The sequence below is a fragment of the Actinomadura sp. SCN-SB genome (assembly GCF_043906805.1).
In the GTDB taxonomy this organism is placed as follows: domain Bacteria; phylum Actinomycetota; class Actinomycetes; order Streptosporangiales; family Streptosporangiaceae; genus Spirillospora.
The window spans coordinates 1-9596 of sequence record NZ_JBIMPP010000119.1 but is presented as its reverse complement, the minus strand read 5'-3'; the positions used below and the strand labels follow the sequence as shown (position 1 = coordinate 9596).

At 72.4% G+C, this 9596-nt stretch carries 7 protein-coding genes and 1 pseudogene; 7 read left to right on the top strand and 1 reads right to left on the bottom strand.

What is annotated here, in order from left to right; translation table 11 throughout:
- The 5 genes and pseudogenes from ACGWYJ_RS37880 to ACGWYJ_RS37860 form a co-directional block, all read left to right on the top strand.
- Positions 1–475 (top strand): annotated as a pseudogene (locus ACGWYJ_RS37880) (glycogen debranching enzyme); the annotation flags it as partial.
- Complete coding sequence (gene treY, locus ACGWYJ_RS37875) at positions 468–2756, top strand: malto-oligosyltrehalose synthase (RefSeq protein WP_395111432.1); 2289 nt, start codon at positions 468–470, stop codon at positions 2754–2756. The pseudogene ACGWYJ_RS37880 and the gene treY, both read left to right, overlap by 8 nt.
- On the top strand, positions 2753–4549 hold the full coding sequence (gene treZ / locus ACGWYJ_RS37870; RefSeq protein ID WP_395111431.1) for a malto-oligosyltrehalose trehalohydrolase: 1797 nt from the start codon (positions 2753–2755) through the stop codon (positions 4547–4549). Before treY ends, treZ begins: the two co-directional genes overlap by 4 nt.
- Before the next feature lie 321 nt (positions 4550–4870).
- Positions 4871–5542 (top strand): response regulator transcription factor, encoded by a 672-nt coding sequence (locus ACGWYJ_RS37865; RefSeq protein ID WP_285694483.1) that lies wholly within the window; start codon positions 4871–4873, stop codon positions 5540–5542.
- 157 nt (positions 5543–5699) lie between these two features.
- Positions 5700–6977, top strand: a complete 1278-nt coding sequence (locus ACGWYJ_RS37860) for an ATP-binding protein (protein WP_395111429.1) — start codon at positions 5700–5702, stop codon at positions 6975–6977.
- Positions 6978–6993: 16 nt separating this feature from the next.
- Here the strand turns inward: ACGWYJ_RS37860 and ACGWYJ_RS37855 are convergent, their stop codons facing one another.
- The gene (locus ACGWYJ_RS37855) at positions 6994–7602 is read right to left on the bottom strand and encodes a GtrA family protein (RefSeq protein WP_395111427.1); all 609 of its coding nucleotides are present in this window, start codon (positions 7600–7602) and stop codon (positions 6994–6996) included.
- A gap of 349 nt (positions 7603–7951) precedes the next feature.
- Between ACGWYJ_RS37855 and ACGWYJ_RS37850 the strand changes: the two genes are divergently transcribed.
- Positions 7952–9115, top strand: a complete 1164-nt coding sequence (locus ACGWYJ_RS37850; RefSeq protein ID WP_395111434.1) for a 5-(carboxyamino)imidazole ribonucleotide synthase — start codon at positions 7952–7954, stop codon at positions 9113–9115.
- Positions 9112–9596 (top strand): 5-(carboxyamino)imidazole ribonucleotide mutase (gene purE, locus ACGWYJ_RS37845; protein WP_395111426.1); only part of this gene is annotated, 485 nt, incomplete at its 3' end. The genes ACGWYJ_RS37850 and purE, both read left to right, overlap by 4 nt.

Genomic DNA, 9596 nt, shown 5'->3' with positions numbered 1-9596 from the left:
AGGGCTCGGGCCCGGCGACGGGGCGTCGCTGCCCGGCTTCGTCCAGCGGCTGGCCCGGCTGCGCGCGGAGCATCCGGTGTTCCGGAGACGGCGCTTCTTCCTGGGGAGGACCGGCCGCCGCGCCGTCGCCGAGCTGCCCGACCTGGTGTGGCTGGCGCCCGGCGGAGCGGAGATGACCGACGCCGACTGGTCGGCCGGCTTCACCAAGTCCTTCGCGATCTTCCTGAACGGGGACGCGATCACCGAGCCCGATCCGCGCGGCCGCCGCATCGAGGACGACTCGTTCCTGCTGTTGTTCAACGCGCACGACGGCGACCTGGAGTTCACCGTGCCCCCGGCCCGGTACGGGACGGCGTGGGCGGTGACGGTGGACACGGCCGCTCCGGCGGTCACGGAGGAGGACTCCCCGAGGGCCAAGCCGGGCCAGGCCGTGCCGGTCGCGTCCCGTTCGGTCCAGGTGCTTCGCCGTGTCTGAGCCCGGCCCCGACATCCCGTCCGGCACGTACCGGATCCAGCTGTTCGGCCTGGACGGCAGCCGTTACCTGGGGTTCGAGGAGGCCGGGGCGCTGGCGCCCTACCTGGAGGCCCTGGGCGTGTCGCATGCCTACCTGTCGCCGATCCTGCAAGCCGCGCCCGGCTCCACGCACGGCTACGACGTGGTCGACCATGGCCTGGTGTCGGAGGAGCTGGGCGGCCTGGACGGCTACCGCGCGATGGTGGGGCGCTTCCACGAGCACGGGCTCCAGGTGATGGTGGACGTGGTGCCCAACCACATGGCCGTCCCGGACCCGCCGGAGCTGAACGGCCCGCTGGCCGGGGTGATCGAGGAGGGGCCCGAGTCGCCGTACGCCCGCTGGTTCGACGTGGACTGGGAGGCCGGCGGCGGCCGGATCATCCTGCCGGGGGACGGCGAGCCGAACTACCGGCGGTTCTTCGACATCTCCGGGCTGATCGCCCTGCGCCAGGAGGACCCCGAGGTCTTCGCCAGGACGCACAGCCAGATCCTCATCCTGATCGCCGAGGGGCTGATCGACGCGTTGCGGATCGACCACCCGGACGGGCTCACCGACCCGCGGGGCTACCTGGAGCGGCTGTCCACGGCGGTGTCCGAGCTGGGCCCGCCGCCCTGGACGGTGGTCGAGAAGATCACCACGGGGGCGGAGCGGCTGCCGTCCGACTGGCGCTGCGCCGGGACGACCGGGTACGACGCGCTCGGCGTGGTCGGCGGGCTCTTCATCGACCCGGAGGGCGAGGAGCCCCTCACCGACGCCTATACCGCGTTCACCTCGGGCCCGCGCGGCTTCACCGGCGTGGAGTACGAGTGCCGCCGGTACGCGGCCCTGCACGGGCTGCGGCCCGAGGTCGCCCGGTTGCACCGGGTGCTGTGCCGCGTCCTCGACGTCCCCGAGGAGGACGCGGAGCGGCGCGACGATCTCCGTGAGGCGCTGGTCGGGCTGCTGGCGGCCATGCCGGTGTACCGGGCGTACGTCGTCCCGGGCGAGCCGCCGCCACAGCAGGCCGTGGACGTCCTGGAGGAGGCCCTGAGGAGGGCGCGCGAGCGGGTTCCGTCCCGGCTGAGCCGGGACCTGGACCTGATCGTCCGGCTGGCGCTGGGCCACGATCCCCAGGGCGGGGGTGACGGCGCCGCCGCCGAGTTCGTCGTCCGGTTCCAGCAGACCTGCGCGCCCGTCGCGGCCAAGGGCGGCGAGGACACCGCGTTCTACCGCTGGTCGCGGATGATCGCGCTGAACGAGGTCGGCGGCGACCCGGAGCGGTTCTCGGTGAGCCCGGAGGAGTTCCACGAGTACTGCGCGGAGATGGCCCGCGTGCGTCCCTGGACCATGACCACCCTGTCCACGCACGACACCAAGCGGCAGGAGGACGCGCGCGCACGCCTGGCCGTCCTCGCGGAACTGCCGGAGCAGTGGCGCGCCGCCGTCGAGAGCTGGCGGAGGTGGGATCCGAAGGGCTCGCCGATGGAGCCCGAGCTGGAGTACCTGCTGTGGCAGACGCTCGTCGGGTCGTGGCCGGTGTCCGAGGACCGGCTGGCGGAGTTCCTGACCAAGGCGATGCGGGAGGCCAAGACCCGCTCGTCCTGGCTGGAGCCCGACCGCGACTACGAGAACGCCGTCATCGGCCACGCGCGGCGGGCCCTGAACAACGCGGACCTGGTCGCCCGGGTGATCGGGTTCGTGTCGCTGCTGGAGCCGTACGCCCGCGTCAACGCGCTGGGGCAGAAGCTGGTGCAGTTGACGATGCCGGGCGTACCGGACGTCTACCAGGGGTGCGAGCTGACCGGGCCGGCGATGGTGGACCCCGACAACCGGCGCCCGGTCGACTACGACGCTCGCCGCGCCCGGCTCGTCCGGCTGGACGACGGTCAGCCGCCCCGCGATCTGGACGACGAGAAGCTGCTGGTGACGTCCCGGGCGCTCCGGTTGCGCCGGCACCGTCCGGACTGGTTCGCCAGCGCCCACGAGCGCGTCGCCGCGTCAGGGCAGGCGGCATCGAACGCCGTGGCCTTTCTCCGGGGCGAGGCGCTGACGGTGGCGACGAGGCTGCCCAGAGGACTGGAACGAGGCGGAGGGTGGGCCGACACCCACCTCCACGCCACCGCGGCCCGGTGGCGGGACGTTCTCACGGGTGAGGTCCACCAGGGGCCGTTGCTGGGCTTGGCCGATGTCCTGCGGACGTACCCGGTGGCGTTGCTCGTCCCGGACGCCCTCGATTTCGACGGGAACGGGGCTTCTGCTTGACGTGGTTCGAGGTGTGGGCGCCCAATGCCGAACGGGTGCAGGTCGCCGTCCGGCAAGGGGAGACCCTGGTGCGCCATGCGATGAGAAGCCTGGAGGAGCGTCCCGGCTGGTGGGGTGCCGATGTCGCGGCTGCGGGACATGGCGCCGACTACGGCTTCGTCCTGGACGGGTCGGATGAGGTGCTGCCCGATCCGCGCTCGCCGTGGCAACCGCACGGGGCGCATGGTGTCAGCCGCGTGTACGAGCACGGCCGGTTCCGCTGGACCGACCACGGGTGGCGGGGGCGTCCCCTGCCCGGCAGCGTCCTGTACGAGATGCACGTGGGCACATTCACCCAGGAAGGGACGTTCGATGCCGCCGTGGAGAGGCTCGACCACCTCGTAGCGCTGGGAGCGGACGCCGTCGAGGTGCTGCCCATCGCGTCCTTCCCTGGGCAACGCGGCTGGGGGTACGACGGCGTCCACCTGTGGGCCCCGCACGAGCCCTACGGCGGCCCGGACGGCTTCAAACGTTTCGTGGACGCGGCCCATGCGCGCGGGCTCGCGGTCATCCTGGACGTGGTCTACAACCACCTCGGCCCCAGCGGTAACAGGCTCGGCTCGTTCGGGCCGTACTTCACCACCACCTACAGCACCCCCTGGGGCGACGCGATGAACTTCGACCAGGCCGGGTCGGACGAGGTACGCGCGTTCGTCACAGGCAACGCGCTCATGTGGCTGCGCGACTACCACGTGGACGGGCTGCGCCTGGACGCCGTCCACGCCATCAACGACCACAGCGCCGTCCACATCCTGGAGGAACTCGCCACCGAGGTGCGCGCCCTGTCGGCCCATCTGGGACGCACGCTGTTCCTCGTGGCCGAGTCCGACCTCAGCGACCCGAGGCTCATCACTCCGCAGGAGGCGGGCGGGTACGGGCTGGACGCCCACTGGGACGACGACGTCCACCACGCCCTGCACGCCACGCTGACCGGGGAACGCCAGGGCTACTACTGCGACTTCGGCTCCCTCGACACCCTCGCCAAGGCCCTGACCAGGGCGTACGTCCACGATGGCGGCTGGTCGGCCTACCGGGGGCGGCGGCACGGGCGCCCGGTCGACGTGGAACGCACACCGGCCCACCGCTTCGTGACGTTCCTCCAGAACCACGACCAGGTGGGCAACCGTGCGTCCGGCGACCGCGTCAGCGCCACGCTGCCACCGGGGCTGCTCAAGGTGGGCGCCGCCCTGCTCCTGCTGGGGTCGTTCACGCCGATGCTGTTCATGGGCGAGGAGTGGGCCGCGAGCACGCCCTGGTGCTACTTCACCGACCATGTGGAGCCGGAGCTGGGACGGGCCGTGACCGAGGGCCGCCGCCGCGAGTTCGCCCGGCACGGCTGGGCCGGGGAGGTCCCCGATCCACAGGCTGTGGAGACCTGGCGGCGCTCCGTGCTCGACTGGACGGAGCTTGCCGGGGAACCCCATCGTGAGCTGCTGGAATGGCATCGAGCCCTGATCGCGCTGCGGCGCTCCCGGCCCGAACTGAACGATCCGCGGCTGACCAGGACCGCCGTGGACACCGGCACCGCCGAAGCCACGGCCGGCGCCGAGGAGCCCGCCCGCTGGCTGGTGCTGCGCAGGGGAGGGCTACGGGTGGTCGTCTGCTTCGACGAGCGTCCCTGCCGGGTGCCGCTGCCGCGCCTCGATCCGCCGGCGCGGCTGCTGCTGGCGTCCGACCCGGCGGTACGCCTGGAGAACGGCACGCCGGGCGCGTTCGTCACGCTGCCCGGCGCCGCGGTCGCCGTCGTGGCCTGATCCGGCCGCGGGCGGCGCCGCGTCCAAAGCGCCGCCGAACCGGTCAATCCGGAGGATGAGCCCGGTCAAGTCACCCCATCGGCGAGCGACACACTTAGATCGGATGTTCAGCCAAATCCCCCCTGAAAGGGATCGGGCCGAACCACGTCCCGGACACCCGGAAACGCCCCGCCACGGCGTGATTGGCCGGGCTTACGCCAGGCCACGTCCCCCGGCGACCGGGAATCATCGTGTTCGTTGATGTACTACGAGTGGCAAACCGCAGGTCAAGAGGCTGGCGGCTGCCGGGAAACGGTCAAGAATGGTCATACGATCGGTCCCATGACCTCAGTACTGCTCGCCGAGGACGACACCTCGATCTCCGAGCCTCTCGCCCGCGCGCTGCGGCGTGAGGGGTACACCGTTGAAGTCAGCCCGGACGGCCCGCAGGCCCTGGAGCGGGCGCTCGGGGGCGGCGTGGATCTCATCGTCCTCGATCTCGGACTGCCCGAGCTGGACGGGCTCGAGGTGGCGCGCCGGGTACGCGCCGAGGGGCACGGCGTGCCGATCCTGATCCTGACCGCGAGGGCCGACGAGGTCGACACCGTCGTGGGCCTGGACGCCGGAGCCGACGACTACGTCACCAAGCCGTTCCGGCTGGCCGAGCTGCTGGCCAGGGTCCGGGCGCTGCTGCGCCGCGGCAGCACCGAGACCCCGATCGTGCAGGGCGTCAGGATCGACGCCGAGTCGCGCCGGGCCTGGCTGGGCGACCAGGAGCTCCAGCTCACCACGAAGGAGTTCGACCTGCTGCGCGTGCTGGTGCGCGACGCCGGCAAGGTCGTCACCCGCGAACAGATCATGCGCGAGGTGTGGGACACCAACTGGTGGGGTTCCACCAAGACCCTCGACATGCACATTTCCTGGCTGCGCCGCAAGCTCGGCGACGACGCCGGCAGCCCGCGCTACATCACGACGGTGCGCGGTGTCGGCTTCCGGTTCGAACGCGGCGACTAGGGCGCGCCCGGCCAGGGCGTGCACGCTAGGGGCGCGCCCTGGGGCGGACGCGCCCGCAGCCCCGTCCGCCATGATCACGCGGCCGCGCCGCGCGCCGGGTCAGAGACGGCGCGCCGGCTGGCCGTGTGGTCGTGGCTTCACCCTCGAAGGAGCCCTGATGAGGCGCCGACTGCTCCTGTCGACGCTCGCGGTGGCGGTCGTCGCGATCCTGCTGCTCGGCATCCCCCTCGCCTATGCCACGCACAAGCTCATCTACGAGGAGGCCCGGCAGTCGCTGGAACGCGAGGCCGCCTCGATCCTCGGCGGCGTCGGCTTCAGCCTGGAGTCCGGCCAGCCGATCACCAACCAGAAGATCTCTCAGGAGTATCCGGGTCGCTACATCGTCATAACCCTGGCCAACGACCAGGTGGTCACCGCGGGCGACCGCCCGGCCAGGGGCACCCCCCTGCTCACCGCGACCGGCACCGGCGGCGGCGTGCGCGTCCAGGTGTCCCGTCCCGCCCAGGACGTCCAGGACGAGGCGCTGCGGCTGATGGTGCTGATCGGCAGCCTGGCCGCGCTCGGTGTCGCCGTCACCGTCGGCCTGGCCATGGTGCAGGCGCGCAAGCTCACCCTGCCGCTCAGCGACCTGGCCGAGACCGCCGACCGGCTCGGCACCGGCAACGCCCGTCCCCGCCGCCGCCGGTACGGGATCGCCGAGGTCGACCGGGTCGCCGAGGTGCTCGACCGCAGCGCCGTGCGGATCGCCGACCTGCTCGCCGCCAGCCGCGAGTTCGCCTCCGACGCCAGCCACCAGCTCCGCACTCCCCTCACCGCGCTGTCCATGCGGCTGGAGGAGATGATCGAGGCCGCCGACTACCCCGACGTGGTGCGCGAGGAGGGCGCCGCCGCGGTCGCCCAGGCCGAACGCCTGGTCGCGGTGGTGGAGCAACTGCTGGCCCGGTCCCGGCACGACCGTACCGGCGCCGCCGTCGCCGCCCCCATCGACGACATCCTGGCCCAGCAGATGGAGGAGTGGCGGCCGATCTTCCGCAGGGACGGCCGCGACATCCGGCTGACCGGGGAACGCGGCCTGATCGGCGTGACCAGCCCCGAGGGGCTCTCCCAGATCATCGCCACCCTGCTGGACAACTCCCTGGTGCACGGCGCCGGCCCGGTCACCATCAACACCAAGCTCGGGTCCAGCTCGGTGGTGGTGGAGATCGGCGACGAGGGCGCGGGCATCCCCCCGGAACTGGAGGCCAGGATCTTCGAGCGCAGCGTCAGCAGCGGCAAGGGCACCGGTCTCGGCCTCTACCTGGCCCGCTCGCTGGCCGTGGTGGACGGCGGGCGGCTGGAACTGATCCAGTCCCGTCCCGCGGTCTTCGGCGTCTTCCTCCGGCAGGCCGCCGAGGCGCGCCTCGCGTCCGAGCGCGTCGTGATCGGCCCGGCGTAGCGGGCCGGGCGGCCGGTCAGCGCGAGCGGCTGAACTCGCCGCGCGCCTCGGCCTCGCCGAGGTGCGGGTCGAGGGGGCGGGCGAGGCCGGGGGACGGCAGCGCGTGGCCGTTGACCCTCTGCGCCGCCGGGGACCCGGCCGGGGTGTGATCGGCGGACTCGGGCAGGCCCGAGTGCGGGTCGACCGGGGCGGCCTCGACGGGCAGGAAGACCCACTTCTTGTACGACCAGAAGCGGAACAGCGTCGCCACCCCGGTGCCGACGATCAGGGACGCGTTGTAGGCGATGGGCCCGGTCAGGTGCAGCACGTAGTGGACGAAGCCGATGAACAGCTGGGTGATCACCAGCCCGACGCCGTTCAGGGCGAAGAACAGCGTGTACTCGCGGCCCAGCCCCGTCCGGTCACGGTGACGGAACGTCCAGAACCGGTTGGCCACGTAGGCGAACGTGGTCGCCACCACGGTCGCGATGGCGTTGGACGACAGCGGCCCCATGCCCACACCCGAGTGCAGCGCGTTGCTCAGCGTCACCGTGATCACGAAGGCGACCGCCCCGACGCTGCCGAACTTCGCCAGCTCGCGCACCAGGTAGGCGAACCGTCGGTGGAGGCTGGAGAGCAGGTTCACGAAGGGGAACCGTCCTTCCGGGTACGGCTGCCGAGGCGTCGGCGGGATTCGGCTCTTGTGAAGGCACATCGAGGATAGACGGATGGGACGGATGGGACGTCCTTGTTCCGCTGAAGCCACCGATCCGGGGCGACCCCAGGCGGAACACCGCTCCTCCTGCCCGTGACCGGGGAGATCACACTTGTTCGGACGCTCCCGGAGCCGCGTTCGTTCACCCGGAGGCCGCCGGAATCCTCCGGAAAGCTCCCTGCCCCCCGGCCACGGCCGTGACGAGGGACGGCGGACGGCGCCGATGACCGGGCAGGCCGTCCCGGCGGATAACCTGCTGGGCGTGACAGACCCAGCACAGATGCCCGTGGTGGGGATCGCGGGCGGCGGCCAGCTGGCGAGGATGACGCAGCAGGCCGCGATCGGGCTCGGCGTGTCGCTGCGCGTGCTCGCCGGCTCCGCCACCGACTCCGCGGCCCGCGTCAGCGCCGACACGCGGGTCGGCGACGACTCCTCCCTCGACGACCTGCGCGCCTTCGCGAAGGGCTGCGACGTGGTGACCTTCGACCACGAGCACGTCCCCGGGGCGCACATCCGCGAGATCGAGGAGTCCGGGACCCCGTGCAGGCCCGGCGCGGACGCGCTGCTGCACGCCCAGGACAAGCTGGCGATGCGGCGGCGCCTGAGCGAGATCGGCGCGCCCTGCCCCGCCTACGCCCACGTGCCCGGCCACGCCCCGCGGGCGTTCTGTGAGGAGTTCGCCCGCGAGCACGGATGGCCGCTGGTCCTGAAGGCCACCCGCGGCGGCTACGACGGCAAGGGCGTGTGGGTCGCCGAGTCGCTCGACCGGGAGACGGCGGACCTGCTCGGCCGCCTGGTCGCCGAGGGCGTCGACCTGATGGTCGAGGAGCACGTGCCGTTCCGCCGCGAGCTGGCCGCGCTCGTCGCCCGCTCCCCGTACGGGCAGGGCGCCGCGTACCCGGTCGTGGAGACCGTCCAGCGGGACGGCATCTGCGTCGAGGTGATCGCGCCGGCGCCCGGACTGGACGAGGAACGCTCGGTCGAGGCGCAGCGGCTCGCCCTCGACATCGCCGAGAGGCTGGGCGTCACCGGGCTGCTGGCGGTGGAGCTGTTCGAGACCGGCCGGGGCCTGGTGGTGAACGAGCTGGCGATGCGCCCGCACAACTCCGGCCACTGGACGATCGAGGGCGCCCGCACGTCCCAGTTCGAGCAGCACCTGCGCGCCGTCCTGGACCTGCCGCTCGGGTCCACCGAGCCCACCGCCGCCTACACCGTGGTCGCCAACGTGCTCGGCGGCGACGACCCGGCGGTCTACCGCCGGTACCCGCACGTGATGGCCCGCGACCCGGGCGTCAAGGTCCACTTCTACGGCAAGGACGTCCGTCCCGGCCGCAAGATCGGCCACGTCACCGCGATGGGCGACGACCTGGACGAGGTCCGCGAGCGCGCCCGGCACGCCGCCGATTACCTGCGCTGGGGCCCCGAGATGAAGGACAGGGCATGACGACCGTCGGCGTGGTGATGGGCAGTGACTCCGACTGGCCCGTGATGAAGGCGGCGGCGGAGGCGCTGGAGGAGTTCGGCGTGGCCTACGAGGCCGACGTCGTCTCGGCGCACCGCATGCCGCACGACATGATCGCCTACGGGAGCGGCGCCGCGTCCCGCGGCCTGCGCGTGATCATCGCGGGGGCGGGCGGCGCCGCGCACCTGCCCGGCATGCTGGCCTCCGTCACACCGCTGCCGGTCATCGGCGTCCCGGTGCCGCTCAAGCATCTGGACGGCATGGACTCGCTGCTGTCGATCGTCCAGATGCCCGCCGGAGTCCCCGTCGCGACCGTCGCCGTCGGCGCGGCGCGCAACGCGGGACTGCTGGCGGTACGCATCCTGGCCGCGTCCGACGAGACGCTCCAGGCGAAGATGAAGGACTTCCAGCAGGACCTCTACGCCCAGGCCAAGGCCAAGGGCGAGCGCCTCCGGGAGAACAT

Excerpts from the sequence above, each read along its gene's own strand:
- ACGWYJ_RS37865 (WP_285694483.1), top strand. The coding sequence starts at position 4,871 with ATGACCTCAGTACTGCTCGCCGAGGACGACACCTCGATCTCCGAGCCT.
- ACGWYJ_RS37860 (WP_395111429.1), top strand. The coding sequence starts at position 5,700 with ATGAGGCGCCGACTGCTCCTGTCGACGCTCGCGGTGGCGGTCGTCGCG.
- ACGWYJ_RS37850 (WP_395111434.1), top strand. The coding sequence starts at position 7,952 with ATGCCCGTGGTGGGGATCGCGGGCGGCGGCCAGCTGGCGAGGATGACG.